This window comes from Serratia sp. LACPHL-BACT-2024-00286 (assembly GCF_043109535.1).
In the GTDB taxonomy this organism is placed as follows: Bacteria; Pseudomonadota; Gammaproteobacteria; order Enterobacterales; family Enterobacteriaceae; genus Serratia; species Serratia sarumanii.
The window spans coordinates 361,821-386,953 of record NZ_JBICNA010000001.1 but is presented as its reverse complement, the minus strand read 5'-3'; the positions used below and the strand labels follow the sequence as shown (position 1 = coordinate 386,953).

Sequence of the window (25,133 nt, the reverse complement as noted above, 5' to 3'; positions counted from 1 at the left end):
TCATTTCTCACGTAGGCTCATGCATAGGCATAAACCGGCTCAGGGTTGTAACTATGGCATTCAATTTTGATCAATGGGTAGACCGCAGTCACAGTGACAGCGTTAAGTGGGATAAATATCGCGGCAGCGACATCATCCCGCTTTGGGTCGCCGACAGCGATTTCACCTCACCACCGGCGGTGATCGAAGCCTTGCAGCGGCGCGTGGCGCACGGCGTATTCGGCTACACCCACCCATCCCCTGATCTTATTGAGGTTTTTACCCGCCGCATGGTAGAGCGCTACGGCTGGCACATCAAGCCTGAATGGATCATTTTCCTGCCTGGGCTGGTGTGCGGCCTGAATTTGTGCGTGCGCGCCTGCACCGAAGGACATCAGAGCACGCTGGCCCCCTCTCCCATTTATCCGCCGTTTCGCAAAGCGGCCAAATTCGCCGGGCGCGAGCATCTCGCGGTGCCGCTGAAGGCGACCGGCCAACGCTGGGTGCTGGATTTTTCCTCGCTGCATGATCGGCTGAACGGCAACGAGAAACTCCTGTTGCTGTGCAACCCGCAGAACCCCGGTGGCACCGTTTATCGCCGGGATGAACTGTTGCAGCACCATCAGTTCGCTCGCGAACACGATTTAATCGTCTGTTCCGATGAGATCCACTGCGAACTGCTGCTTGAGCCCGGCGTGCGGCATATCCCTTTCGCCACCCTGAATGACGATGCGGCCCAACGCAGCGTGACGCTGATGTCGCCGTCAAAAACGTTTAATCTCGCCGGACTGGGCGCTTCACTGGCGATCGTTCCCAACGAAGCGCTGCGACAAAAGCTGAAACGCGCGCGCAGCGGTATCGTGCCGGAGGTCAATCTGTTGGCGCTGGTGGCGGCGCAGGCGGCTTATCAATACGGGCAACCCTGGCTGGATGAGCAGTTGATTTATCTGCGCGCCAATCGCGATCGGCTGATAAAGCGTATCAACGCCATGCCGGGATTGACGTTGCTGCCTGTCGAGGCCACCTACCTGGCCTGGATAGACTGCAGCGCGTTGCCGGTGGATAACCCGCATCAGTTCTTCGAACGTGCGGGCGTTGGGCTAAGCGCCGGTTTGGACTTTGGCGATCGGCGCTTTGTGCGGCTTAACTTTGGTTGCCGATGGGCCCTGCTCGATGAAGCGCTCGATCGCATGGCGCGAGCCTGTGCGGCACTGCCTGGCTAACCTTGTTCGCTGGCGACGATGTCTCGAATGGAATAAGGATGAAACTTGATCGTGACCGTTCCGTCGGTGATGGCCAGCGTCGGGTTCGGCAGCCGTTCGCCCTCGCCTTTTGGCGAGCTTTGCTTCAGCTTGATCCCCGGCGCCAGCAACGCTTCATCGGCCAGGTGGCTCAACGCCCGGGCGTACAGCGTCTGCGGATCGCCACTGAGCACTAATTCGACGTGTTCCCAGCCTTCGTGCGGATAGCGTTTCTCCCCCGGATACGGCAGTTCGATGCAGTCTATCCGCCATGGCCCAACGGCCAGCGGCTGAGACAAGTCGAACAGACAGATAGGCCGCCCGTTGATCATTGATTCGGACAGCAATGTCCCGCACTGCATCAGCCCCTGGCGCCAGCGCTCGGCGGTAGCGTTCTGGTGACAGCGCAGTGAGATGTGATCGGCGGTAAACGCGGACAGATCAAGCCGCAATTTGGCGGCAAATTGGTGCAACGCCTGTTCGAAACGCGGCAGGTCGAGCTTCAGATCGTCAAGCTCGGCAATGGCCTGCAAGGGAGTGGTCATAGGAACCTCAAAACAACGGGGCGCAAAGTTAAACGCCGTAATTTACACGCTGGCGACAGCGCTCGCCAGCGTTGCGAGGTTTTTCGGCGGCAGTTCAACATGATTTTTGGTTGCGGACAGGGAGAATAAAAGCCGGATTTTTATTAAGGTGACAGCTTATTAAATCAACGGAAAAATAAAAAATAAGATTTTTCGCAAGACATTATACCTTTTCTTTATGACGCTATGATTTAAGTTATTTTGCACAAAATCCTCTGCAGGCCATTGGTCAAGCCGATTGAATCGCTGGGTTTAATCAAAACGACTCACTTATCAATGTCGCACAAATCCGCAATCACAACCCATTGTAAAAAAAGAAAATAAAACGCATTAATTGATTAAAAGCTAAGGATTATCTTAATTTAACCCCAGACAATTGATTCACCAAGACAACTCGGCTACTTTGGAGGAAATTTAAATTCGAGATGATCATTATGTTATTGCTGACGATATCCTTGGTGTTGATAATTATCGCCGTATACGCCATCTACCGTCATTTCAAATCACGCAGCGTCAACACGCTGGATGCCGGTCGCCGCAATAAAAAGCGCTAGCTTCGCAACTCTCCCCTCCGTACATTCTGTTCAGCTCATTCCGCTTTTCACCTTCCGGCAATCAACGCGCCGCACCCGACAACTGTTTCATCGCAGCGGCCGCGCCAACTGCTGACGGACTCCGTCAGATCGGTTACAATTGCAGGCTGTTTTGTGGCGGTCGCCCATCGCGCCCGCCACCGTTGAATCCCACAGGGGCTGGCTTCAGCCCCTCGTTCGTCATTAAGGTAACCCGGTGAATATTCAGGTTCTTCTTTCAGATAAAGTCAGCCAGGCGCTGATCGCCGCTGGCGCGCCAGCCGATTGCGAAGCGCAGGTCCGCCCTTCCGCCAAGGCGCAGTTTGGTGATTACCAGGCCAACGGCGTGATGTCCGTCGCCAAAAAGCTGGGCATGCCGCCCCGGCAGCTGGCGGAAAAAGTGGTGCAACTGCTGGATCTCGGCGACGTCGCCGGTAAAGTGGAAATCGCCGGTCCCGGCTTTATCAACATTTTCCTGAACAGCGACTGGGTCGCCCGCCAGGCCGACCAGGTGCTGAACGCACCGAAACTGGGCATTGCGCCGGTTGAGCCGCAAACCATCGTTATCGACTACTCCGCGCCGAACGTGGCGAAAGAAATGCACGTCGGCCATCTGCGCTCCACCATCATCGGCGACGCCGCGGCGCGTACCCAGGAGTTTCTGGGCCATAAAGTGATCCGTGCCAACCACGTCGGCGACTGGGGCACCCAGTTCGGCATGCTGATTGCCTACCTGGAAAAAATGCAGAACGAAAACGCCAGCGACATGGGCCTGTCCGATTTGGAACAGTTCTATCGCGAAGCCAAGAAGCATTACGACGAAGACGCCGAGTTCGCCGAGCGCGCGCGCGCTTACGTCGTCAAGCTGCAGGGCGGCGATCAGTACTGCCTGAAAATGTGGCGCAAGCTGGTCGACATCACCATGGCGCAAAACCAGCTGACCTATAACCGCCTGAACGTCACGCTGACCGAAGACGACGTGATGGGCGAAAGCCTGTATAACGCGATGCTGCCGGGCATCGTCGCCGATCTGAAAGCCAAAGGGCTGGCGGTGGAAAGCGAAGGCGCCACCGTGGTGTTCCTCGACGAATACCAGAACAAGGACGGCGATCCGATGGGCGTCATCATCCAGAAAAAGGATGGCGGCTATCTCTACACCACCACCGATATTGCCTGCGCCAAGTACCGCTACGAAACCCTGGGCGCCAATCGCGTGCTGTATTACATCGACTCCCGTCAGCATCAGCACCTGATGCAGGCCTGGACCATCGTGCGCAAGGCCGGTTACGTGCCGGAGTCCGTCTCGCTGGAACACCACATGTTCGGCATGATGCTGGGCAAAGACGGCAAGCCGTTCAAAACCCGCTCGGGCGGTACGGTGAAGCTCTCCGATCTGCTGGATGAGGCCATCGAACGCGCCGAACAGCTGATCGCCGGCAAAAACCCGGACATGCCGCAAGACGAAATGAAGACCGTGGCCCGCGTGGTCGGCATCGGCGCGGTGAAATACGCCGATCTGTCGAAAAGCCGCACCACCGACTATGTCTTCGACTGGGATAACATGCTGGCCTTCGAAGGCAATACCGCGCCTTATATGCAATACGCCTATACCCGCGTGGCATCGGTATTCAAGCGCGCCGGGATCGACGAAAGCAGCCTGACGCTGCCGCTGACGCTGACCGAAGAGCGTGAAATTGCGCTGGCTACCCGCCTGCTGCAGTTCGAAGAGGTGCTCACCACCGTCGCGCGTGAAGGCACGCCTCACGTCATGTGCAGCTACCTGTACGATCTGGCCGGCTTGTTCTCCGGTTTCTACGAGCACTGCCAGATCCTGAACGCCGACAGCGAAGAAGCGCGTCAGAGCCGCCTGAAGCTGGCGCTGCTGACCTCGAAAACGCTGAAAACCGGTCTGGATACGCTGGGCATCGAAACCGTCGAACGCATGTAAACCGCACCGCGCGGAAAGCAAAAAGGTCGCCTGGGCGACCTTTTTTTGTTCTTGCTTTCGGCTCAGGCGGCGCGGCGCGCAAAGTCGCGCGGGCGGAAGCCCAACCCTACCAGCACGCCAAAGTAGGCCACCACACCGGCCACCACCACCGCAGCCAAACGCAGCAAACGTTCCAGCATATTGCCCTGATCCCAGGCCGGCATCAGCCACATCACGCCAATCAGCACCGCCGACATCACCAGCACGGCGATCACCAGCTTGGTAAGGAACAGCGCCCAACCCGGCTGCGGCTGGAAAATCTTCTGCTTGCGCAGTTGCCAATACAGCAGCGAGGCGTTCAGGCAGGCCGCCAAACCGATCGACAGCGCCAGGCCGGCATGCTTCAGCGGGCCAATAAACGCCAGGTTCATCACCTGCGTCATAATCAGCGTGATGATGGCGATCTTGACCGGCGTTTTAATGTCCTGCCGCGAATAGAAGCCCGGCGCCAGCACTTTAACCACGATCAGCCCCATCAGCCCAACCGAGTAAGCCACCAGCGCGCGTTGCGTCATCGCCGCGTCAAAGGCGCTGAACTTGCCGTACTGGAACAGCGAAACGGTCAATGGCTTGGCCAAAATGCCGAGCGCGATGGCGCTCGGCAACGCCAGCAGGAAGCACAGACGCAGCCCCCAATCCATCAGGCGCGAATACTCGTCGTGGTTGCCGCTCGAGAAGCTTTTGGCCAGCGACGGCAGCAGGATGGTGCCCAGCGCCACGCCCAGCACGCCGGAGGGAAACTCCATCAGGCGGTCGGCGTAGTACATCCAGGACACCGAGCCGGACACCAGGAACGAAGCGAAAATGGTGTTGATGATCAGCGAGATTTGGCTGACCGACACCCCGAGGATCGCCGGCCCCATCTGGCGCATCACTCGCCAGACCCCGGCATCGCCCAGCTTGAGGCGCGGCAGCACCAGCATGCCTATCTTGCGCAGATGCGGCAGCTGATACCCCAGCTGCAGCACGCCGCCCACCACCACCGCCCAGGCCAGCGCCAGCACCGGCGGGTTGAAATACGGAGCGGCGAACAGCGCGAAACCGATCATGCTGACGTTAAGCAGCGTTGGCGCAAAAGCCGGGATCGAGAAGCGGTTCCAGGTATTGAGGATCGCCCCCACCAGCGACGCCAGTGAGATCAACAAAATATAGGGGAAGGTGATGCGCAGCAGCGCCGACGTCAGGGCAAACTTGTCGGGCGTATCGGTAAAGCCCGGCGCAGTAATGTAAATAACCCAGGGCGCGGCCAGCATCCCCAGCACCGTCACCACCGCCAGCACCAGCGTCAGCAGCCCGGAGACGTAGGCAATAAAAGTGCGCGTCGCCTCTTCACCCTGCTGGCTCTTGTATTCGGCCAGGATCGGCACGAAGGCCTGCGAAAACGCCCCTTCGGCAAAGATACGGCGTAACAGATTCGGGAGTTTGAACGCCACGAAAAAGGCGTCCGTTGCCATGCCGGCCCCGAACACGCGCGCGACGATCGCATCGCGGGCAAAGCCCAACACCCGCGAAAACATCGTCATCGAGCTGACGGCAGCCAAGGATTTGAGTAGGTTCATGTGGTTGTCTGATAGGTACCGTAAATATCAACGCCTGCAACAGCAGGCGTCAGTGAAACAATCGGCTCAGTTTACGCATCCGGAAAAGAATAGCTACCGCCATATGTTACATAGAGTTATCCCGCAGCAAACGCTCGACCACCCGCTGGGCGGCCAGCGCCTGTTCGCCGCCGGTTTCCGGCGCGCTCTGATTGGCGACGGCATCAAGGAAATGCCGCACCGCCCCGTCGAAGCCGCGTTGCACCAGCGTGCTTTGCCAGCCCGGCACCGGCTGCTCCAACTCGCCCTGCGCATCTTCACGCAGCCAGTGGCGCATATCGGTCAACTGATACAGCGCGCCGTCGGTCACCGCCTGCACGCTTTCGCGCTGGCTGCCGCCGCGGCGATGCATACTGGTCGTCACCTGCGTGTCGCCGCAGGCGAAGTGATGCTCGGCGTACAGCATTTCACCGGCGGCGTTGGCGCGCAGGCTGCCGCTCAGCAGTTGCTCCCGCCCGCCCGCCAGCCACAGCGCAGTGTCCACCACGTGCAGGTAATCATCCAACAGGGTAAAACGCAGATCGTGCGGGCCGACGCTGTCCGCCCGATGTTTATCCATGCGAATGGAGGCGGGCTGATTCATTTGCTGTTTGAGCTGCCGGTAAAGCGGCGCGAAACGGCGGTTGAACCCCACCATCAGCGTTTTGCCTCGCCGCTCGGCCTGCTCAAGCAGCTGCTCGCCCTGCTCCAACGTCTCCGCCAGCGGTTTATCGACGTAAACGTGCACGCCGCGGTTCAGCAGCTCGCCTATCACCGAAAAATGGCTGGCGGTGCTGCTGTGAACAAAGACCGCATCGCACTGTTCGGCCAGGCTGTCCAGACGGGAGAAACAGGCCATACGGTAGCTGTCGCACAGCGGCTGCGCTTTTTGCTGATTGGGCGAAAAACCGCCCACCAGCGTCCAATCCGCCGCCTGGCCGAGGATTGGCAGATACGCCTTCTGCGCGATACTGCCCAACCCCACCACGCCTACACGCAATTTAGTCATTCGCATCCCTCGCCAACAGCTGTTGCAACTGCCGTTTCAGCTCCGCCACTTCGCTTTCCAATGCGCTGACTCTGGCGCTCAGTTCGCCGTCGTCCTCAGCGTCGAACGCCGCCGGCGGCGCTTCATCAATCTGGCCGCTGAACAGATGCATGAACCGGCTTTCGCGCTTGCCCGGCTCACGCGCCAGGCGCACCACGAACGGGCCATCTTCGCGCGTGGCCAGTTGCTGCAGCACCTGTTCGACCTCGCTGACATCGCTGAACTCGTGCATCCGATTGGTGCGGGTGCGCAACTCGCCCGGCGTTTGCGCGCCGCGCAACAGCAAGGTGGCGATCACCGCCAGTTCGGCAGGCGAGAGTTTCAGCTGGCCGAACTCGGAGTTGCAAAACCGCTGTTCGTACTTCACCACCCGATTGCCGAACCCGCTGAGGGTGCGCAGGAAATGTTTGCGCAGCAACAGATCGAGCAGTTGCTGCACTTCGCTTTCGCTCAGGTCCATCACCGGTTCGCGGTTGGTTTTTTGGTTGCATGCCAGCGTAATGGCATTCAGCGAAAGCGGGTATTGATCCGGTGTCGTGACCTGTTTTTCCAACAGGCAGCCGATAACCCGAGCCTCTCTGGCGTTCAATTCATATTTCATCGTTTGGCCTCAACGTGGGGGTAGCCACTCTTTATTGGTGTATGCCGTCAAAACGTGGTCTTGCCACTGGCCGTCGATCAGCAGGTAATCCTTGGCGTAACCTTCGCGTTCGAATCCCAGACGCGTCAGCAATGCGCCGCTGCGCTGGTTGTGTGGCATATAGTTGGCCATGATGCGGTGCATGCGCTGTTGGCGCAGCATATAGCGGATGGCGGACTGCAAGGCTTCGAACATCAGCCCTTGCCCCTGCCACTTTTCCCCCAGCGAATAGCCGAGGAAACAGGCATGAAACGAACCGCGCAGCACGTTGCTGAAGTTCGCCACGCCGCGCACTTCCTGCTCTTCTGGATCGAGCAGGATAAAATAGTAAGCGCTGCCCTGCTTTTGCATTTCGGTGATCATGCCCAGACGCGCCTGCCAGCCGGAAGGATAACAGTGGCTTTCGTCGCGCACCGGCTCCCAGGGTTTGAGAAAGGCTCGGTTCTCGGCATAATAATCCGCCAGACGGTAGGCATCCCGTTCATTCACTAAACGGACCACCATCCGGTCGGTTGTAAGACGTACTTTTGGCGATGCAGAGCGATAGCCGAACATCATTTCCCCCGCAGTCAAAACGGTTCGATAAGAAGTATTTATTGGGAAGCCGCGTGGATAATTATCCGGCGCCGATCTGATGCCATGACTTTATTTTGCCAATAGCGCCTCAGAACCGCACTTCCCCGCATTCAATATAACCGTAGCCCGCCCCCGAGGTAAAATCCCGGTCGCTCAGTAAATCGCCGAATACGCGTTTTACGGCGTTTTTCCGCCCATTTTGCAGCACAGGTAACACCTTGACGATAAAAAATATTATCTACACGCCCCCTGTCGCCGTAGGGGAATTGGGTAGAGAATGGAAGCGTTGTTCTCCCCTCTTTCTTTAATTGCTCATGGTGAAGCATGTCTCTGGTGTCGCAAGCACGCAGCTTGGGTAAATATTTTCTGTTGCTCGATAATCTGCTGGTGGTTTTAGGCTTCTTTGTCGTTTTTCCGCTTATTTCGATCCGCTTTGTCGATCAATTAGGATGGGCGGCGCTGATCGTCGGCATCGCGCTGGGTTTGCGGCAGCTGTTGCAACAAGGGCTCGGCATCTTTGGCGGCGCCATCGCCGATCGCTTCGGCGCCAAGCCGATGATCGTCACCGGCATGCTGCTGCGCGCCGCCGGTTTCGCCACCATGGCGATGGCCGATGCCCCCTGGATCCTTTGGTTCTCCTGTGCGCTTTCCGCCCTCGGCGGCACGTTATTCGATCCGCCGCGCACCGCTTTGGTGATCAAGCTGACCCGTCCGCACGAACGCGGCCGTTTTTTCTCGCTGCTGATGATGCAGGACAGCGCCGGAGCGGTAGTCGGCGCGCTGATCGGCAGTTGGCTGCTGCAGTACGACTTTCACTTTGTCTGCTGGGTTGGGGCGGCGATCTTCGTGCTGGCCGCCGGCTGGAACGCCTGGCTACTGCCGGCTTATCGCATCTCTACCGTGCGCATACCGATGAAGGAAGGCATGTTGCGGGTCCTGCGCGATCGCCGCTTCCTCACCTATGTCCTGACGCTGACCGGTTACTACATGCTGGCGGTGCAGGTGATGCTGATGATGCCGATCGTGGTCAACGAAATCGCCGGTTCACCGGCGGCGGTGAAATGGATGTATGCGATTGAAGCGGCGCTGTCGCTATCGCTGCTCTATCCGCTGGCGCGTTGGGGAGAAAAACACTTCCGGCTAGAGCAGCGCCTGATGGCGGGCCTGTTGCTGATGACGCTCAGCCTGCTGCCGATCGGTCTCGCCACCAGCTTGCAGGGTGTATTCACGCTGATCTGCTGCTTCTATCTGGGATCGATCATCGCCGAACCGGCGCGCGAAACGCTGAGCGCTTCGCTGGCCGATCCGCGTGCGCGCGGCAGCTATATGGGCTTCAGCCGCCTCGGCCTGGCGCTGGGCGGCGCGTTGGGTTATACCGGCGGCGGCTGGATGTACGATACCGGCCGGACGATGAACATGCCGGAGCTGCCCTGGTTGCTGCTTGGTGCAGTAGGCTTCGCTACGCTGCTGGCGCTGTACTGGCAGTTCAGCCCGCGGCGCAGCGCGTCGATGATGCTGCGCGGCGGTTGACGCCATAGAAATCCGGCCGAATCGGCAACAGCTGCTATCCTGTTAGTAAAAACATCCACAGGAGCCCGTCGGCATGAGTGAAGAAGCAAAATTACCGCAACTACTCGAACATATGATACTGAACTTGCGCATGATTTATGCGCGCGCCACCCTGGTGGAGAAGGCGCTGGCCCATATCCTCGCCAGCGACGCCGGCCTGAAAAACGATATTATCAAACAGCTGCAGGTCGTCACCGCCGCCAACGAACGTGACCGAATCGATCTGGATGAAGCTCGCATTCACCTGATCGATGTGCTCAACTCAGTACCGGCCAAGAAATAACGCCCCCTGGCCCGCGCCGATGCGCGGGCAATTTCGCAATAACGCACCATCCAACACACGCACGTCAAGACAGCCTCGATAAGCTGTGGTAACTATTGCTGTTAAAACCTGACAACCCGGAGCAAGCATGAAACTGTTTATTTACGATCATTGCCCATTCTGCGTGAAAGCCCGCATGATTTTCGGCCTGAAACGTCTGCCGATTCGCCTGGTCACGTTGCTCAACGACGATGAAACGACTCCGTTTAACCTGATCGGCCAAAAAATGGTGCCTATCCTGATCAAAGACAACGGTGAAGCGATGCCGGAAAGCCTGGATATCGTGCGCTATGTCGATGCTCTGGACGGCAAGCCGGTACTGACCGGCCGCACCAACCCGGCCATCGCCGAGTGGCTGCAGCGGGTCGGCGGTTACAGCGCGAAATTGTTGTTGCCGCGAATTGCGCATGCCGATTTCGAAGAGTTTGCCACCGACAGCGCCCGCCGTTACTTTATCGATAAAAAGCAGGCGTCAATCGGGGATTTCGCCGAGCATCTCGCCAATAGCGCCGATCTGATCGCCCAGTTGGAAGCCGATCTGCAAGCGCTGTCGCCGCTGATCGTCTCCGCCGACGCGGTGAACGGCGAACTGTCCGAGGACGATATTCACCTGTTCCCGCTGCTGCGCTCATTGTCGATCGTCGCCGGGGTTGCGCTGCCGGATAACGTGGAAGCCTACCGCAACCGCATGGCGCAGCGCAGCGAGGTGCCGTTGCTGCTGGATATGGAACAATAACGTTTGAGCAACCAAAAGGATATGGCGTACTGATGCTGAAAATGGTGCTCGCCACCGCTCGCGATCGGGCGCGGCTGAAGGAAATAACCTCCGTTCTGATTCGTTACGGTCTGCAAGACGTTCTGCGTCTGCTGGGCCTGGGAGCCTTGTTGCACGGCGCCCGCGCTGGATCCGCCCAACAGGACGCCCAAACCCTGCCTGAGCGGCTGCGCGAAGCGCTCGAGGCGCTGGGGCCTACCTTCGTCAAATTCGGCCAGATCCTGGCCACGCGTTCCGACCTGCTGGATCCGGCCTGGACCGACGAACTGGATCGCCTGCACAGCCGGGCGGCGGTGTTGCCATGGGAAACGCTGGCGCCACAGATCGTTGCCGACCTGGGCGGCGAACCCGAGCGGCTGTTCGCCGAATTCGATCGCACGCCGCTGGCGGCGGCGTCGATGGCGCAAATCTACCGCGCACGCCTGCACAGCGGCGAACAGGTGGTGGTGAAAGTGCTGCGGCCCGGTCTGGCGAAAACCATCCACGCCGATTTGCGGCTGCTGGCCTCGCTGGCGGAAACCGTAGAGCAGCAGAGCCCCGCACTGGCGCGCTATCGGCCGCGGCAGATGGTCCGAGCGCTGGCGACGGCGCTCAATCATGAACTGGATTTGACCCACGAAGGGCATAACTGCGACCGCGTCGCCGGGATGTTCGCCCATCAACCTGACGTCGTCGTGCCCAAAATCTATTGGCAATGGTCTTCCCCGCGCCTGTTAGTGCAGGAATACCTGCCCGGCACCGCGCCGGAAAACCCTCAGCAGCTGGCGGCGGCGGGCTTTGACGGCCCGCTGCTGGCGCAACGCGGCGCCCGCGCCTTTATGAGCATGGTACTGGAGCATCGGCTGTATCACGCCGACCCTCACCCCGGCAACGTCATGGCGCTGAGCGGTGACCGCGTCGGCTTTATCGACTTCGGCATGGTGGGCCAGCTGTCCGAGCGGCGGCGCAACCAGTTGCTCCTGCTGCTGCAGGCCATCGCCGATCGTCAGTCCGAAGGCATCGTCAACACGCTGATCGCCTGGTCGGACAGCGAACCGCTGGATTTGATGGATCTGGAGCTGGCGGCGCAAAACTTTCTCGACAAACAGGCCGCCGCCACTCTGACCTTGGGCAAGGCCCTGACCGACCTGCTGGTGATGGCGCGTGAGCACCAACTGGCGCTGCCGCCCGATCTGGTGCTGCTGTTCAAGGCGTTAATCACCGCCGACGGCGTGCTGCACCGATTGGATCCGGCCTTCGACATCGTCGCCACGCTCAAACCGATGCTGCAACAAACGGTGCTGCAACGCTATGCCCCGGACGCCGTGCGCCAGCGGCTGTTGGCTCTGGGCGGGGAAGCGCTCGACGCCGGAGAAGAACTGCCGCAAACCCTGCGGCTATTGGTTCGCCGTCTGAAACGCGGGCAGCTCAATGCCGATATCAACGTCAGGAACCTCGGTCAGTTGAGCAAAGCGCTGGAGCGCGCCGCCGTCACCCTGGCCATCGCTATCGTCACCGCCGCTTTTGCCCTGGGCCTGGCGCCTTATCTGATGCATTCTTCGCTGCGGCTGTGGGGCATTCCGCTGTTCCCGCTGTTGGGGGGCGCGGCCTGCCTGGCCGGCGTGGCGCTCTTGGCGCTGCGATTGCGGCGTTGACGCTTTCGGCGTTATCCGATAGGTGTCGCCCGCTTTTGCGCGCACTATCCCCTGCACATCGCCGCCTGCCGTTTTCAGGGGCAGGCGGAACGTTTATAATGATTAATCAATTATCTGCAGCACTTTTCGCCAGCAGTCGCAATGAGGCATTAATGAAGAAGATCCTGATGGGCGCAGCCGCCCTGCTGTTCGCCGGCGTATTGGCCGGTTGCAATCAACTGACCCAGTACACCCTGAGCGAGCAGGAAGTGAATGATTACCTGCAGAAACACAACGACTATCAGAAGCAGATCGGCGTGCCCGGCCTGGTGGACGCCAACATCGTACTGACGCAGCTGCAAAGCCAGATTGGCCGCAGCGAGCCGGGCAAGGTCACCCTTTCCGGCGATGCCAAGGTCAATATCACGTCGATTCTCGGCCCGCAGGCGGCGGATCTGAAGCTGACGCTGAAAGCGCAGCCGGTTTACGACCGTGCACAGGGCGCCATTTACCTTAAAGACATGGAACTGACCGATTACAGCGTGCAGCCGGAAAAAATGCAGACGGTGATGAAAGCGCTGACGCCATATCTGAATCAGTCGCTGAAGTCTTACTTCGACCAAAAGCCGGCTTATGTGCTGAATCCTGACAACAGCAAAACCGAAGCGCTGGCGAAAAAACTGGCGAAGGGATTGGAAGTGAAGCCGGGCGAGTTGGTGATCCCGTTTAGCGACTGACCGCCTCTTGATGCATCAAGCCCGCCGCCAGGCGGGCTTTTTATTGCGGGAAACGATTACTGCGGCGCGCTGTAGGCGATCTCGCCGGTGTTGCAGTTGAGCGTCACGTTGTAGGTTTTATCCGCCTTGGTGCCGCGCACCGTCAGCGGCACCTGCCACACCTGATCCTTGCCGGTGATGGCATCCGGGCTGACCCAGGCGATCGGCGTTGCGGTGCCCAGCAGTTTTTTGTCCGCCTCCCAGCGCGTGATGCGGTTCTGCAAGAAGTCGCGCTTGACCTGGGCGGCGATAGCCGCCGGCTGCAGCCCCGCACACTGCCCCACCTTGGCGCTGCGTTGCTCTTGAACCTGCGCCCACACCGCAGTCGATGCTCCCATCATGGCCAACAAGGCGATAGCCAAAGCCGTTTTTTTCATGTGTCCTCCCGTTGTGATTAGCGCTATCCGGGCGCCCATCCCTGGCTCACAACAGGGTTTCGGCAAAGGGTTACCGTTTGACGAACTCGATGACAAACAGCGCATCCAGGCCCGGATAGATTTCCTTGATCACCTGCTTCAGTTCGCCGAGCGACATGTTCTCCTGCTGTGCATGGCGTTCGGTCAGCGCATCCAGGCGCACCGGCGTTACCGACAGCACTTCGATAAAGCAGAAAAATACGCCGTCTTCATTGCGGCTTACGCGCAATACCTCGCCCGGTTCGAAGTGCGACTCACTGGCATCCCGAATGGTGATGGTTTTGCGCCCGGCCAGAATGTCTTGCTCAAAGCGGCTGAAGAAAGTTATTTCACGGCTCATTTTAGATCCTTTTTCATCACAACACCGCAACATAAGCCATTATGCCGCTTGCTTTTCTGACGCAGATCCCTCTTTTGAGTTAGAGACCGTTTTTTTCGCTTTCGCTTCCGTCGGTTTCTTGCCGGTTTCCGCCGGTGATGCGCCGCGCAGGATCAGCCCCAGCGCATCCTTATTCTCCGCCAGGAAGAAGCTCAGCCCTTCGCGCTGTTCGTCGTCCAGCTTCAGCGGCGCCTGTTGCAACCACTCTCCGAGGTTATCCGCCAAATCCAGCATTTTGTCGTAGGCGTCGGCTTCTTTCTTGCTCGCGAAAGTCATTTTTTCCTCACCGTTTCTCACCACCACATATTTAACTTCAACCGCCATGCGTGCGTCCTCAAATACTCAAACAACTGTAAATAAATACAGTACAAATGGATGGCGGCGGGAAGGCAAACCGCCGCCCGCCTTCGGCTTATTTCAGCAGCCGCACCTTGCAGCTCTTGCCTTTGATTTTGCCCTGTTGCAGCTGTTGCAGCGCCTTGCGTGCGCTGGCTTTACGGATCGCGACGTAGGCATGCACCGGGAACATGTCGATCTTGCCCACTTCCGCCGCCGTCAGCCCGGCATCGCCGGTCAGCGCGCCGAGGATATCGCCGGGGCGGATCTTCGCCTTGCGGCCGCCGTCGATGCACAGCGTCACCATCTCCGCCTCCAGCGAACCGCTGGCGGCCCCGCTCAGCTCGGACACCGGCGCCCAATCGACGGCCATCTGCAGGTAGTCTTCAATCGCATGCGCCCGCGCCATTTCCTGCGGCGTGCACAGGCTGATCGCCAGCCCGCTCATGCCGGCACGGCCGGTACGGCCAATACGGTGCACGTGCACTTCGGGATCGAACGCCAGTTCGTAGTTAACCACCAGCTCCAGCTCTTTGATGTCCAGCCCGCGAGCGGCGACGTCGGTCGCCACCAGCACCCGGCAACTGCGGTTGGCGAAGCGCACCAACACCTGGTCGCGATCGCGCTGCTCCAGATCGCCATGCAGCGCCAATGCGCTGATGCCGCGGGCCTCCAAAGCCTCAAGCACCGTCTGACAATCGCGTTTGGTATTGCAGAACACCACGCAGGACGCGGGTTGATGATAACGAATGGCCGACACCAGCAGCGCCGGGCGCTGATCGCGCGTGGTCTCATAGAAGCGTTGTTCGATGGCGGTCTGCGCTTCGTCATCGTCCACTTCGACGCTCAGCGGCTGGCGCTGAACGCGTTCGCTGATGCGTTCGATACCCGCCGGATAGGTGGCGGAAAACAGCAGCGTCTGACGCTGCGGCGGCGTGTAGCTGATCACATCGTCGATATCGTCGGCGAAGCCCATGTCCAGCATGCGGTCGGCCTCATCCAGCACCAGCACCTTCAGTTCGTCCAGCAGCAGCGTTTTCTTGCGCAGGTGCTCCTGAATGCGCCCCGGCGTCCCCACCACGATGTGCGGCGCGTGCACCAGCGAATCGAGCTGCGGCCCCATCGGTTGGCCACCGCACAGCGTCAGGATTTTGATGTTTTGCGTGAAACGCGCCAGGCGACGCAGCTCTTTGCTCACCTGATCGGCCAATTCGCGGGTGGGACAGAGCACCAGCGCCTGCGTGGCGACCTGAGCGACGACGATATTATTCAGCAGACCAATGCCGAACGCCGCCGTTTTGCCGCTGCCGGTTTTCGCCTTGGCGCGCACGTCCCGCCCTTGCAGAATGGCGGGCAACGCGGCGGCCTGCACCGGCGTCATTTTGGCGTACCCCAGTTCGTTGAGGTTGGCCAACTGTTCGGCTGGCAGCGGCAGGGAAGAAAAAGAAACTGTGCTCACGGCGATAACTCTTATATGACGAATGGAATGGCGGCGCGCCCGCAGGTTGGCGCCGAATCAGCGGCAAATGATAACAGAGATGGGCGGCGTTACGGGCAGCGGGCATAAAAAAACCCGCCGGCGGCGGGTTTCTTGGCGGCTCCGTCGTTAAATGGCGACGACGTTGGCTGCGGCAGGGCCACGTTGGCTGTCCTGGATGGAGAACTCAACCTGCTGGCCTTCAGCCAGAGTCTTGAAACCATCGCTAACGATAGCGGAAAAATGAACGAAAACGTCTTTAGAACCGTCGGCAGGCGTGATGAAGCCGAAACCTTTGCTTTCGTTGAACCATTTAACGTGACCAGTGATCTTGCTCATTTGTGTTTCCTTTACTTGATAAACCTGCCTTGACGGCACGAGACGCGAAAACCATGCGATATGTGGGTCTTCTTTCGTCGTCGGTTATTAACGCATAATCGCCCATGCAGGGCAAATATTTCTGCTTGTTATAAAAACAGTAAGTTAGCAACAAACTTGGCGCAGCGGCTGCGCACGCAATCGTTTTCGTATATACTGCCCGCCGATCATCAATCCGCTTACTTTCACCGATCCAGGTACGAAACTATGTTAACGATTGGAACCGCCCTGCGCCCTTCCGCCACCCGCGTTATGTTGCTCGGCTCCGGGGAGCTGGGTAAAGAAGTCGCCATTGAATGCCAGCGCCTCGGCCTGGAAGTGATCGCCGTCGATCGCTATCCCGACGCCCCCGCCATGCACGTGGCGCACCGCAGCCACGTCATCAATATGCTGGACGGTGACGCGCTGAAAGCCGTTATCGAACAAGAGCGGCCGGACTATATCGTTCCCGAAATCGAAGCGATCGCCACCGCCATGCTGGTCGAGCTTGAACGCCAGGGCCACCGCGTGGTGCCCTGCGCCGAAGCCACGCGCCTGACCATGAACCGTGAAGGCATCCGCCGCCTGGCGGCGGAAGAGCTTGGCCTGCCCACCTCCAGCTACCGCTTTGCCGACAGCGAGGCGACTTTCCGGCAGGCGGTCGAGCACATCGGCTACCCGTGCATCGTCAAACCGGTGATGAGTTCTTCCGGCAAAGGACAAAGCCTGATCCGCACGCCTGAGCAACTGCAAAGCGCCTGGGATTACGCCCAACAGGGCGGCCGCGCCGGCGGCGGCCGGGTGATCGTCGAAGGGCTGGTAAGATTTGATTTTGAAATTACGTTGTTGACCATCAGCGCCGTGGACGGCGTACATTTCTGCGCGCCGATCGGCCATCGTCAGGAGGATGGGGACTATCGCGAATCCTGGCAGCCGCAGCGCATGTCAGCTGCGGCGTTGAGCCGCGCTCAGGCTATCGCGGAGAAGGTGGTGAAGGCCCTGGGCGGTTTCGGCCTGTTCGGCGTGGAGCTGTTCGTCTGTGGTGACGACGTGATCTTCAGCGAGGTGTCTCCGCGGCCGCACGATACCGGCATGGTCACGTTGATCTCACAGGATCTGTCCGAGTTCGCCCTGCACGTTCGCGCATTTCTCGGGTTGCCGATTGGCGCCATCCGCCAGTTCGGCCCTTCCGCTTCGGCGGTGATCCTGCCCCAGCTGACCAGCAGCGATGTGCGCTTCGGCGGCCTGGAAAACGCGCTGCGCGGGCACAGCCAGCTGCGCCTGTTCGGCAAACCGGAGATCGCCGGGCAGCGTCGCCTGGGCGTGGCGCTGGCGACGGCGGACACGACGGAACAGGCGGTGGAGCAAGCGAAACAAGCCGCCGCAGCCGTGGCGGTCAACGGCTGATACTCACGGGGCCGCTTGCGCGGCCCCGATAACGTCAATAGTCTTCGTCTTCTTCAGCATCGTCATTCCGCGACGCCTCCGGGGCGGCCTCATGCTGCTCGTCTTCATCATCGTCATCGAACAGTACCGCAACCTGAGCGCCCTGATGCTTCTCGCGAATTTCCTGCGCAACGCGAGCAATGGCTTCACCGCTGCTCATGCCCTGCTCCATCAGTTGATGGATGCGATCCGCCGCTTCCTGCTGCTCCGCGTGACTCAGTAATGGCATACCTGCATGCATGTGTCGTTTTCTCCGGCAAAAGGGAGAAGGAGTATACGCGCTAACGCGGCGGATCCCAACGTCTTGTGGCTCAGGCCGGTTGCGAGCAGCCGTTATCGCTGCGCCACTGCTTCAGCCGATGCAGCCACAGCATGACATGCCACCCCTGTTTCAGACCGCGCGCATTGGCGAACATCGCTCTGTCGATGCCGCGCTGATAGAACTCTTCGGTGATCTGACTCTGGGCAGCCGGATCCGGCTCACGACGAATGCTGTGGCAAATGCCCAGCGCTTCGCGGGTGATTTGCCAATGGAAAGCCGGGCGAATGGCGACAGTGCCGGCATAGCGCCGGTTGAGCCGCTCCAGCATCTCGACGATTTTCATATAGTGGCGTTGATAATCCACGTTCGCCTGACCGGTGCGACGGCGGTTGCTGATCGATTTGTCGTGCACCCGTTGACGGTACAGCGGCGTGCTTAAATATTTGACCCGTTTGGCATTAAACATGACTTCCGTTGTCCAGGGAATATCCTGGTGATGCAATCCCGGCTCGAAATAAAGGCGATGCTGGCGAATAAAGTCGAGACGATATATTGCCAGCCATACAACGTGAATAAACTTTCGCGATTTCAGCGCACGTTCAAACCACTGTACGCCGGTGATAACGTCGGTGGTGCGCAAACGCGCCTCGGGAAAAATCGGCTGCAATTCATCCTGGCTGGTGAAATAGCGTTCGCCATTGCATTGCATCACGTCTAATTGGTGTTGTTCCGCCTGTTCCAGCAGCGTGGAATACATATCCGGCGCCAGCACATCGTCGGCATCGGGAAACGCCACATATTTGCCTCGGGCAACGGCGAGCCCGGCATTGCGCGCGTTAGAAACACCGGCATTGGCTTGATCGATCACACGAATATGCGGATGCGCCGCCGCGTAACGGTGTGCGATCTCCCCCGAACCGTCGGTGGAACCATCGTTAACGATGATCACCTCCAACCGCTGCTCACGCTGGGCCAGCAGCGAGGCCAGGAAAGGCTCCAATAATTCCCCCGCATTGTGCATCGGGACGATCACGCTCAGCATTAACGACATAGGCAGCTCTTCAAGGATAATGTAACAAAATAATAATTTTACTTTTCTAAAAGACGCATAGGGTTCAGCGCACGCTGAAATAGCGTGACGCCTGCAAATTCCCGCAGCGGCTAATGGAACCGAACCTGCTTTTCTTTATTCAAAGCAGCGTCAGAAAGCGCTAAGTAATTAACCCATTAATTCCAAAGGGCGGCGACGCTGGCTAAAATCAGGCAAAACCACGCCGCTCCGCATCTAATAACAAGCAGAAATAATAAATTTATGAAATTAACGAATCTTTTTTTATATTTTTCGGGCCTTGCGCCCGCGGCAAATAGGCTTCCAGTGCATTTGACGTTAAATTTTTAACATATCGAAGTATAATCAATGGCGCAAAAAATGCCTTATTTCAGGTTTATTGAACTGCCGTTTATGTGAACTGTGCTGCATGCCGCGTATGGCAAAACATGCATGACGTGACCGTCTATGGCACACTAGCCGCCAGATATCGCCGCCCTCACAGCCAGGTTTATTGACGTTCATGAGCGTAACCGCCCCAAACATAAAATCGTTGTCCTACAGCCGCAGTGTCCTGATGACGCTTTTCGCCCCGCTTTCAGCACAGCCCTGGGCGATGCTGCTGCATTCTGGCTTCGCCGACCATTCGCATAACCGCTTCGATATCCTGGTCGCACAGCCGCGCGTTACGCTCACCACCCAGGGCGACGGCACGACAATCGAAAGTGACAGCGTCACCATTGAGTCTCAGGAGGATCCGTTCTCCCTGCTGCACCAGCAGCTGGCGGCGCAAGGCTGGCAGCCGGCGTTTAACCCGGATCTGCCGTTTCAGGGCGGCGCCCTGGGGCTGTTCGGTTATGATCTCGGACGCCGGGTGGAAACCTTGCCGCAGTTGGCTGAAGCCGACCTCGCTCTGCCGGACATGGCGGTGGGCATTTATGACTGGGCATTGATTGCCGACCACCAATTGCAAACTCTGACGCTGCTCAGCTATGGCGATGTGGAGCAGCGCTGGCGCTGGCTCACTAGCCAAACCGCGCCGACGGAGCGCCCCTTCACGCTGCTGAGCGGCTGGCGTGCCAATATGAGCCGCCGGCAATACGGCGAGAAGTTCCAACGTATTCAACACTACCTGCGCAGCGGCGACTGTTACCAGATTAATCTGGCGCAGCGGTTCTCCGCCGACTATCAGGGGGATGAATGGCAGGCGTTTTGCCGACTGAGCGCCTGCAACCGCGCGCCGTTCTCCGCTTTCCTGCGGCTGCCGCACAACAGCGTGCTGAGCGTCTCTCCCGAGCGCTTCCTGTGGCTGGCGCAGCAGCGCATCCAAACCCGCCCGATCAAGGGCACGCTGCCGCGGCTGGCGGACGCGGAACAGGACGCCGCACAGGCGCGCCGATTGGCCGATTCGCCCAAGGATCGCGCTGAAAATCTGATGATCGTCGATCTGCTGCGCAACGATATCGGCCGCGTCGCCCAGCCCGGCAGCGTACGGGTGCCGGAACTGTTCGTCGTGGAGCCGTTCCCCGCCGTGCACCACCTGGTGAGCACCATTACCGCCACCCTGCCGGAGCAGGCCTCGGCCACCGAGCTGCTGCGCGCCTGCTTCCCCGGCGGTTCGATCACCGGCGCGCCCAAGGTGCGCGCGATGGAAATCATCGAAGAGCTGGAGCCGCAGCGGCGCAACGCCTATTGCGGCAGCATCGGTTACCTGAGCGCCTGCGGCACCATGGACACCAACATCACCATCCGCACGCTCGTCACCGAAAACGGCCGCATCCACTGCTCCGCCGGCGGCGGCATCGTGGCGGACAGCCAGGAGCAGGCGGAATACCAGGAGACCTTCGACAAGGTTGGCCGTATTCTGCCGCAGCTTGGGGAGTATGCCCCGTCGTGATCCCATCGAACTCACCGGCCTCGCTGCACGCCTTTATCAGCCGTTTTCAGCTGCAGCTGCCGCAGGCGGCGCAGATCTCGCACAATGTGCGCCCGGCGGCGGTGCTTATCCCGATCGTCTGCCGCGCCGAGCCGACGCTGCTGTTGACCCGCCGCGCCGACTCGCTGCGCAAACATGCCGGCCAGGTGGCCTTCCCCGGCGGCAAGACCGACGCCGAAGACGGATCGGCGATCGTCACGGCGCTGCGGGAAGCTCAGGAAGAAGTGGCGATACCGCCGCACGCGGTGACCGTCCTCGGCCAAATGGCGCCGCTCGACAGCAGCACCGGATTTCAGGTCACGCCTATCGTCGGCCTGATCCCGCCGGACGTGCAGTTCCGCGCCAACGAGGGCGAAGTGGCGGACGTGTTCGAGATGCCCCTGCGGGAAGCGCTGACCCTGTCGCGTTACTACCCGCTGGATATTCATCGCGCCGGCCGCACGCACCGCATTTATCTCTCCTGGTATCACAGCCAGTTTATCTGGGGGCTGACCGCCGCCATCATTCGCCGCCTGGCGCAGCAGGTCAGTATTTAGCCCGCATTGCGTGATCTGACTCGCAATCTGGCATGGCCGTCGGCGTCAGCTGCAGGTAAAGCGATCGAAATCACTTCATTTGATCGCTTTTTCAACTACCGTTCCGGTTGAATGGTTTTAAAAAAACTGTAAACCCTCTCTTAAACCTTACGAAATACCTGTAAAATACCACCGTCCGAGATAAACCACTGTAGAAACAGGGATTAAGCCGGCGGCGTTCAGCACGGAAGGCTGGCGCGATTACCGCTAATGGAGCTTGGGCGAAAGCGGATACCCCGCTTAAGGGTTCGCCCCGGGTAATCAGGAAAAAAAGCGACACCACGGATTATTTAATTTCATGCGAAAAAGGCAGCCGAACCCGCACGGCCCTTTTACAATATCGCTGTTCCCTGCGCGGTTTTTAACCGCCGCAGCCATAACAATACGTCTCTTTAAGGAGTTTTAGCGTGATTAGCGTTTTCGACATGTTTAAGATCGGCATCGGCCCGTCCAGCTCTCATACGGTTGGACCGATGAAAGCCGGCAAACAGTTTGTCGACGATCTGGTAAATAAAGGCCTGATGCCTTCTATCACGCGTGTTGCCGTAGACGTTTACGGCTCACTCTCATTGACCGGCAAAGGTCACCATACCGATATCGCCATCATTCTCGGCCTGGCCGGCAACATGCCGGACACCGTCGATATCGATAGCATTCCGGGTTTTATTCGCGATGTAGAACAACGTCAACGCCTGATGCTGGCCAACGGCCTGCATGAAGTCGATTTCCCGCGCGACGGCGGCATGGTCTTCCGCAGCGACAACCTGCCGCTGCATGAAAACGGCATGCAGATCCACGCCTTCGCCGGCGATAAAGAAGTGTACAGCAAGACCTATTACTCTATCGGCGGCGGTTTCATCGTCGACGAGGAGAACTTCGGTAAGGACGCCGAGCAAGAGCTGCAAATGCCCTATCCGTTCAACTCCGCGCGCGAAATGCTCGATCACTGCCGCGAGACCGGGCTGTCGCTGTCCGGCATGGTGATGCAGAACGAACTGGCGCTGCACAGCAAGCAAGAGATCGAGACCTACTTCGGCAACGTCTGGCAAACCATGCGCGCCTGTATCGATCGCGGTCTGAACACCGAAGGCGTGCTGCCGGGGCCGCTGCGCGTGCCGCGCCGTGCCTCCGCGCTGCGCCGCATGCTGGTGGCGTCGGACAAACTGTCCAGCGATCCGATGAACGTGATCGACTGGGTCAACATGTTCGCGCTGGCGGTTAACGAAGAAAACGCCGCCGGCGGCCGCGTGGTCACCGCGCCGACCAACGGCGCCTGCGGCATCGTGCCTGCGGTACTGGCTTACTACGATCACTTCATCGAGTCCGTCAGCCCGGATATCTACATCCGCTACTTTATGGCGGCGGGCGCCATCGGCGCGTTGTACAAGATGAACGCCTCCATTTCCGGCGCCGAAGTCGGCTGCCAGGGTGAAGTCGGCGTAGCCTGCTCCATGGCGGCGGCCGGCCTGGCCGAACTGCTGGGCGGCAGCCCTGAACAGGTGTGCGTGGCGGCGGAGATCGGCATGGAACACAACCTGGGGTTGACCTGTGACCCGGTCGCCGGCCAGGTGCAGGTGCCGTGCATCGAGCGCAACGCCATCGCCTCGGTCAAGGCGATCAACGCCGCCCGCATGGCCCTGCGCCGCACCAGCGAGCCGCGCGTTTCGCTGGATAAGGTGATCGAGACCATGTACGAAACCGGCAAAGACATGAACGCCAAGTACCGCGAAACGTCACGCGGCGGCCTGGCAATCAAGGTGCAATGCGACTGACAGATAACCCCGCCGCCCGGCGGGGTTTTTTATGGGTAATCAATTCATTGAACGTTTTAGTGACAATGTCACCAGAAAAAATCCTGCATTTTTCTCATCGATCCGGCGGTTAGCCTGCAAATTGGCCTTCTGTTTTACCAAACTGAAATAATTTACTGAGTTACCATCAATCTTGTATAACCTCAGGCTAGAATTAGCCGAGCGCAACTTAAGGATCAATCGCCTGACTGTGACTCGGAGCTGGATTACCGAACAAGGATTTACCGGATGTTGATGACCCACCTCGCCGCGTCCCGATATCGTTACTACCGTTGGCTGCTGGCCGGAGCGGTGGGCGCGGCTATTCTGTTGGTATCGCTGTATACCCGTTACTATCAAGAGGTCAAAAGCATCGAGTTGAGCCAACACACGTTGGCCACCCGCACCGTCGGCAAACTCAACCAGTTGCTGACGCCGGCGCAGCTGCAGGCGGAACGCAGCATGGACATGCTGAACCAGCCCTGCGAGAACGTGTCATCTACCCTGCGCTTTCGCGCCGCGCAAAATCAGGCGCTGCGCGCCATGTTGCTGGTGAAGAACGGCATTATTTATTGCTCCAGCCTGTTTGGCGCCCGTCATTATCAGCTGGCCGCGGTGATGCCTACTTTCGTCAACAGCGACGCCAGGCTGGCGCTGCGCCCCTCGCTGGCGGTGAGCAAAGGTCTGCCTACGCTGGTGCTGTGGACGCCATCTCCCCGCGATAAAACCAGCGGCGTGCTGCACGTGTTTAATATCGAACTGCTGTCCAACTTTTTACTCGAGCCGCAGGAGCCTTACGTTCAGCGCGTGGTGCTGAACGTGGCCGACAGCAGCCTGGAATACGGCCGCCGCGAAATCCTGAGCCGCGATACCCTGACCAACGATCTGCGCTACACCGCTGGCTCCGCGCTGTATCCGTTCTCGATTTCGCTGTTCGGCCCGCAGATCGGCATGCTGGCGCTTTCCGCCCTGCCGCGCCATATTCCGCTGGCGCTGCTGATCAGCCTGTTGGCCGCCTATGTGGTCTATCTGCTCACCGCCAACCGCATGAGCCTGTCTTATCACATCGGCCATGCCATCACCCATCGCGAGTTCCGTGTCTACTGCCAGCCGATCATCCACAGCGATACCGGGCGCTGCGCCGGCGTCGAGATGCTGCTGCGTTGGAAAAAGAAACGGCAAGGGTGGATCTCGCCCGACGTGTTTATTCCGCTGGCCGAGCAGCATGAGCTGATCATTCCGCTCACCCGCTACCTGATGAGCACCGTGACGGAAAATCTGCAGCTGTTCCCGCCCCGGCCGTCGTTCTACATCAGCATCAACGTCGCCGCCGAGCATTTTAAAACGCTCAATATCATCGACGATATTCGCCAGATTTGGCTGCCGGCGCACCCGATGCCCTCATTGATGCTGGAGCTGACCGAACGCACCGCGCTGTCGGCAATTCAGTATGACCAGATTCGCACGCTGAAAGACATGGGGATCATGCTGGCCATCGACGATTTCGGCACCGGCCACAGCTCGCTGAGCTACCTGAAGAGCCTCAGCCCGGACGTCTTGAAGATCGATCGCGGGTTTACCGCCGCCATCGGCACCGACGCGGTCAACGCCACGGTGACCGACACCATCATTACGCTGGCGCAGCGCCTGAAGCTGAAACTGGTGGCAGAGGGGGTGGAAACGGAGGAACAGGCCGACTATCTGCGCTCACGCGAGGTCAATGCCCTGCAGGGATATTATTTCGCCAAGCCGATGCCGATCCACGTTTTCCCGCTGTGGTTGCAGCAGTACGAATCGCGCGTCAGGAAAGCGGAAGAGGATCCGCCGGAGGCCTGAGCCCCCGGCGGGAGGG

General features: G+C 59.2%; 24 protein-coding genes. 12 read left to right on the top strand and 12 right to left on the bottom strand.

Annotated features, from left to right (window positions below):
- The first annotated feature begins 53 nt into the window (after positions 1–53).
- Positions 54–1,202, top strand: coding sequence for a MalY/PatB family protein (locus ACF8MC_RS01900; RefSeq protein ID WP_164104815.1), 1,149 nt, complete (start codon positions 54–56; stop codon positions 1,200–1,202).
- Here ACF8MC_RS01900 and ACF8MC_RS01895 read toward each other — a convergent pair.
- Positions 1,199–1,765, bottom strand: coding sequence for a VOC family protein (locus ACF8MC_RS01895; RefSeq protein WP_033647652.1), 567 nt, complete (start codon positions 1,763–1,765; stop codon positions 1,199–1,201). The two genes, ACF8MC_RS01900 and ACF8MC_RS01895, sit on opposite strands and share 4 nt — an antisense overlap.
- A gap of 828 nt (positions 1,766–2,593) precedes the next feature.
- On the opposite strand from ACF8MC_RS01895, the gene argS reads away from it, so the two are divergent.
- Entirely contained in the window at positions 2,594–4,324 is a 1,731-nt protein-coding gene (gene argS / locus ACF8MC_RS01890) for an arginine--tRNA ligase (RefSeq protein ID WP_033634864.1), read from the top strand.
- A gap of 62 nt (positions 4,325–4,386) precedes the next feature.
- On the opposite strand, the gene murJ is transcribed toward argS, so the two are convergent.
- The 4 genes from murJ to rimJ form a co-directional block, all read right to left on the bottom strand.
- Entirely contained in the window at positions 4,387–5,922 is a 1,536-nt protein-coding gene (gene murJ, locus ACF8MC_RS01885; RefSeq protein WP_033654412.1) for a murein biosynthesis integral membrane protein MurJ, read from the bottom strand.
- A 106-nt stretch (positions 5,923–6,028) separates the two neighbouring features.
- A complete protein-coding gene (locus ACF8MC_RS01880) occupies positions 6,029–6,949 on the bottom strand; it encodes a Gfo/Idh/MocA family protein (protein WP_041035483.1) in 921 nt (306 codons plus the stop codon).
- On the bottom strand, positions 6,942–7,589 hold the full coding sequence (locus ACF8MC_RS01875; RefSeq protein WP_033647660.1) for a YceH family protein: 648 nt from the start codon (positions 7,587–7,589) through the stop codon (positions 6,942–6,944). The genes ACF8MC_RS01880 and ACF8MC_RS01875 overlap by 8 nt, the downstream gene beginning before the upstream one ends.
- Positions 7,590–7,598: 9 nt before the next feature.
- Positions 7,599–8,183, bottom strand: coding sequence for a ribosomal protein S5-alanine N-acetyltransferase (gene rimJ, locus ACF8MC_RS01870; protein ID WP_033638511.1), 585 nt, complete (start codon positions 8,181–8,183; stop codon positions 7,599–7,601).
- A gap of 345 nt (positions 8,184–8,528) precedes the next feature.
- Between rimJ and mdtH the strand changes: the two genes are divergently transcribed.
- The 5 genes from mdtH to ACF8MC_RS01845 all read left to right on the top strand — a co-directional run bounded on the left by mdtH (position 8,529) and on the right by ACF8MC_RS01845 (position 13,220).
- Positions 8,529–9,734, top strand: coding sequence for a multidrug efflux MFS transporter MdtH (gene mdtH, locus ACF8MC_RS01865; protein ID WP_033654414.1), 1,206 nt, complete (start codon positions 8,529–8,531; stop codon positions 9,732–9,734).
- Positions 9,735–9,807: 73 nt separating this feature from the next.
- Positions 9,808–10,056, top strand: coding sequence for a hypothetical protein (locus ACF8MC_RS01860; protein ID WP_033634870.1), 249 nt, complete (start codon positions 9,808–9,810; stop codon positions 10,054–10,056).
- A 127-nt stretch (positions 10,057–10,183) separates the two neighbouring features.
- Positions 10,184–10,831 carry a glutaredoxin 2 gene (grxB, locus tag ACF8MC_RS01855; protein WP_033634872.1) on the top strand — a complete coding sequence of 216 codons (648 nt, stop codon included), beginning with the start codon at positions 10,184–10,186 and terminating at the stop codon, positions 10,829–10,831.
- A gap of 32 nt (positions 10,832–10,863) precedes the next feature.
- Positions 10,864–12,504, top strand: coding sequence for an AarF/ABC1/UbiB kinase family protein (locus ACF8MC_RS01850; RefSeq protein WP_164104816.1), 1,641 nt, complete (start codon positions 10,864–10,866; stop codon positions 12,502–12,504).
- 152 nt (positions 12,505–12,656) lie between these two features.
- The gene (locus tag ACF8MC_RS01845) at positions 12,657–13,220 is read left to right on the top strand and encodes a lipoprotein (protein ID WP_004927555.1); all 564 of its coding nucleotides are present in this window, start codon (positions 12,657–12,659) and stop codon (positions 13,218–13,220) included.
- Between the two features lie 56 nt (positions 13,221–13,276).
- Here ACF8MC_RS01845 and yebF read toward each other — a convergent pair whose 3' ends face one another.
- The 5 genes from yebF to cspC form a co-directional block, all read right to left on the bottom strand.
- Positions 13,277–13,636, bottom strand: coding sequence for a protein YebF (gene yebF / locus ACF8MC_RS01840; RefSeq protein ID WP_164104817.1), 360 nt, complete (start codon positions 13,634–13,636; stop codon positions 13,277–13,279).
- Between the two features lie 70 nt (positions 13,637–13,706).
- A complete protein-coding gene (gene yqfB, locus ACF8MC_RS01835; RefSeq protein ID WP_004927562.1) occupies positions 13,707–14,015 on the bottom strand; it encodes a N(4)-acetylcytidine aminohydrolase in 309 nt (102 codons plus the stop codon).
- A 39-nt stretch (positions 14,016–14,054) separates the two neighbouring features.
- Positions 14,055–14,378, bottom strand: a complete 324-nt coding sequence (locus tag ACF8MC_RS01830) for a YebG family protein (RefSeq protein ID WP_033654419.1) — start codon at positions 14,376–14,378, stop codon at positions 14,055–14,057.
- An 88-nt stretch (positions 14,379–14,466) separates the two neighbouring features.
- On the bottom strand, positions 14,467–15,849 hold the full coding sequence (gene dbpA / locus ACF8MC_RS01825; RefSeq protein WP_164104818.1) for an ATP-dependent RNA helicase DbpA: 1,383 nt from the start codon (positions 15,847–15,849) through the stop codon (positions 14,467–14,469).
- Between the two features lie 147 nt (positions 15,850–15,996).
- Complete coding sequence (gene cspC / locus ACF8MC_RS01820) at positions 15,997–16,206, bottom strand: cold shock-like protein CspC (RefSeq protein ID WP_004927572.1); 210 nt, start codon at positions 16,204–16,206, stop codon at positions 15,997–15,999.
- A gap of 246 nt (positions 16,207–16,452) precedes the next feature.
- Here cspC and purT point away from each other — a divergent pair, with 246 nt between their 5' ends.
- The gene (purT, locus tag ACF8MC_RS01815) at positions 16,453–17,631 is read left to right on the top strand and encodes a formate-dependent phosphoribosylglycinamide formyltransferase (RefSeq protein WP_164104819.1); all 1,179 of its coding nucleotides are present in this window, start codon (positions 16,453–16,455) and stop codon (positions 17,629–17,631) included.
- 34 nt (positions 17,632–17,665) lie between these two features.
- On the opposite strand, the gene ACF8MC_RS01810 is transcribed toward purT, so the two are convergent.
- Entirely contained in the window at positions 17,666–17,911 is a 246-nt protein-coding gene (locus tag ACF8MC_RS01810) for a YoaH family protein (RefSeq protein WP_033634881.1), read from the bottom strand.
- A 70-nt stretch (positions 17,912–17,981) separates the two neighbouring features.
- Positions 17,982–18,983, bottom strand: coding sequence for a glycosyltransferase (locus ACF8MC_RS01805; protein WP_049211961.1), 1,002 nt, complete (start codon positions 18,981–18,983; stop codon positions 17,982–17,984).
- Positions 18,984–19,503: 520 nt separating this feature from the next.
- Between ACF8MC_RS01805 and pabB the strand changes: the two genes are divergently transcribed.
- From pabB to ACF8MC_RS01785, 4 genes are all read left to right on the top strand, one after another.
- Positions 19,504–20,877: an aminodeoxychorismate synthase component 1 gene (gene pabB, locus ACF8MC_RS01800; RefSeq protein ID WP_164104820.1), complete on the top strand. Its 1,374-nt coding sequence runs from the start codon at positions 19,504–19,506 to the stop codon at positions 20,875–20,877.
- Positions 20,874–21,452, top strand: coding sequence for a CoA pyrophosphatase (locus ACF8MC_RS01795; protein WP_033654422.1), 579 nt, complete (start codon positions 20,874–20,876; stop codon positions 21,450–21,452). The genes pabB and ACF8MC_RS01795 overlap by 4 nt, the downstream gene beginning before the upstream one ends.
- 446 nt (positions 21,453–21,898) lie before the next feature.
- Positions 21,899–23,263 carry an L-serine ammonia-lyase gene (gene sdaA, locus ACF8MC_RS01790; protein ID WP_033634884.1) on the top strand — a complete coding sequence of 455 codons (1,365 nt, stop codon included), beginning with the start codon at positions 21,899–21,901 and terminating at the stop codon, positions 23,261–23,263.
- Between the two features lie 267 nt (positions 23,264–23,530).
- The gene (locus tag ACF8MC_RS01785) at positions 23,531–25,117 is read left to right on the top strand and encodes an EAL domain-containing protein (RefSeq protein ID WP_164104821.1); all 1,587 of its coding nucleotides are present in this window, start codon (positions 23,531–23,533) and stop codon (positions 25,115–25,117) included.
- Positions 25,118–25,133 lie beyond the last annotated feature (16 nt).

Excerpts from the sequence above, each read along its gene's own strand:
- ACF8MC_RS01900 (WP_164104815.1), top strand. The coding sequence starts at position 54 with ATGGCATTCAATTTTGATCAATGGGTAGACCGCAGTCACAGTGACAGC.
- ACF8MC_RS01895 (WP_033647652.1), bottom strand. The coding sequence starts at position 1,765 with ATGACCACTCCCTTGCAGGCCATTGCCGAGCTTGACGATCTGAAGCTC.
- murJ (WP_033654412.1), bottom strand. The coding sequence starts at position 5,922 with ATGAACCTACTCAAATCCTTGGCTGCCGTCAGCTCGATGACGATGTTT.
- ACF8MC_RS01880 (WP_041035483.1), bottom strand. The coding sequence starts at position 6,949 with ATGACTAAATTGCGTGTAGGCGTGGTGGGGTTGGGCAGTATCGCGCAG.
- ACF8MC_RS01875 (WP_033647660.1), bottom strand. The coding sequence starts at position 7,589 with ATGAAATATGAATTGAACGCCAGAGAGGCTCGGGTTATCGGCTGCCTG.
- rimJ (WP_033638511.1), bottom strand. The coding sequence starts at position 8,183 with ATGTTCGGCTATCGCTCTGCATCGCCAAAAGTACGTCTTACAACCGAC.
- mdtH (WP_033654414.1), top strand. The coding sequence starts at position 8,529 with ATGTCTCTGGTGTCGCAAGCACGCAGCTTGGGTAAATATTTTCTGTTG.
- ACF8MC_RS01860 (WP_033634870.1), top strand. The coding sequence starts at position 9,808 with ATGAGTGAAGAAGCAAAATTACCGCAACTACTCGAACATATGATACTG.
- grxB (WP_033634872.1), top strand. The coding sequence starts at position 10,184 with ATGAAACTGTTTATTTACGATCATTGCCCATTCTGCGTGAAAGCCCGC.
- ACF8MC_RS01850 (WP_164104816.1), top strand. The coding sequence starts at position 10,864 with ATGCTGAAAATGGTGCTCGCCACCGCTCGCGATCGGGCGCGGCTGAAG.
- ACF8MC_RS01845 (WP_004927555.1), top strand. The coding sequence starts at position 12,657 with ATGAAGAAGATCCTGATGGGCGCAGCCGCCCTGCTGTTCGCCGGCGTA.
- yebF (WP_164104817.1), bottom strand. The coding sequence starts at position 13,636 with ATGAAAAAAACGGCTTTGGCTATCGCCTTGTTGGCCATGATGGGAGCA.
- yqfB (WP_004927562.1), bottom strand. The coding sequence starts at position 14,015 with ATGAGCCGTGAAATAACTTTCTTCAGCCGCTTTGAGCAAGACATTCTG.
- ACF8MC_RS01830 (WP_033654419.1), bottom strand. The coding sequence starts at position 14,378 with ATGGCGGTTGAAGTTAAATATGTGGTGGTGAGAAACGGTGAGGAAAAA.
- cspC (WP_004927572.1), bottom strand. The coding sequence starts at position 16,206 with ATGAGCAAGATCACTGGTCACGTTAAATGGTTCAACGAAAGCAAAGGT.
- purT (WP_164104819.1), top strand. The coding sequence starts at position 16,453 with ATGTTAACGATTGGAACCGCCCTGCGCCCTTCCGCCACCCGCGTTATG.
- ACF8MC_RS01810 (WP_033634881.1), bottom strand. The coding sequence starts at position 17,911 with ATGCATGCAGGTATGCCATTACTGAGTCACGCGGAGCAGCAGGAAGCG.
- ACF8MC_RS01805 (WP_049211961.1), bottom strand. The coding sequence starts at position 18,983 with ATGTCGTTAATGCTGAGCGTGATCGTCCCGATGCACAATGCGGGGGAA.
- pabB (WP_164104820.1), top strand. The coding sequence starts at position 19,504 with ATGAGCGTAACCGCCCCAAACATAAAATCGTTGTCCTACAGCCGCAGT.
- ACF8MC_RS01785 (WP_164104821.1), top strand. The coding sequence starts at position 23,531 with ATGTTGATGACCCACCTCGCCGCGTCCCGATATCGTTACTACCGTTGG.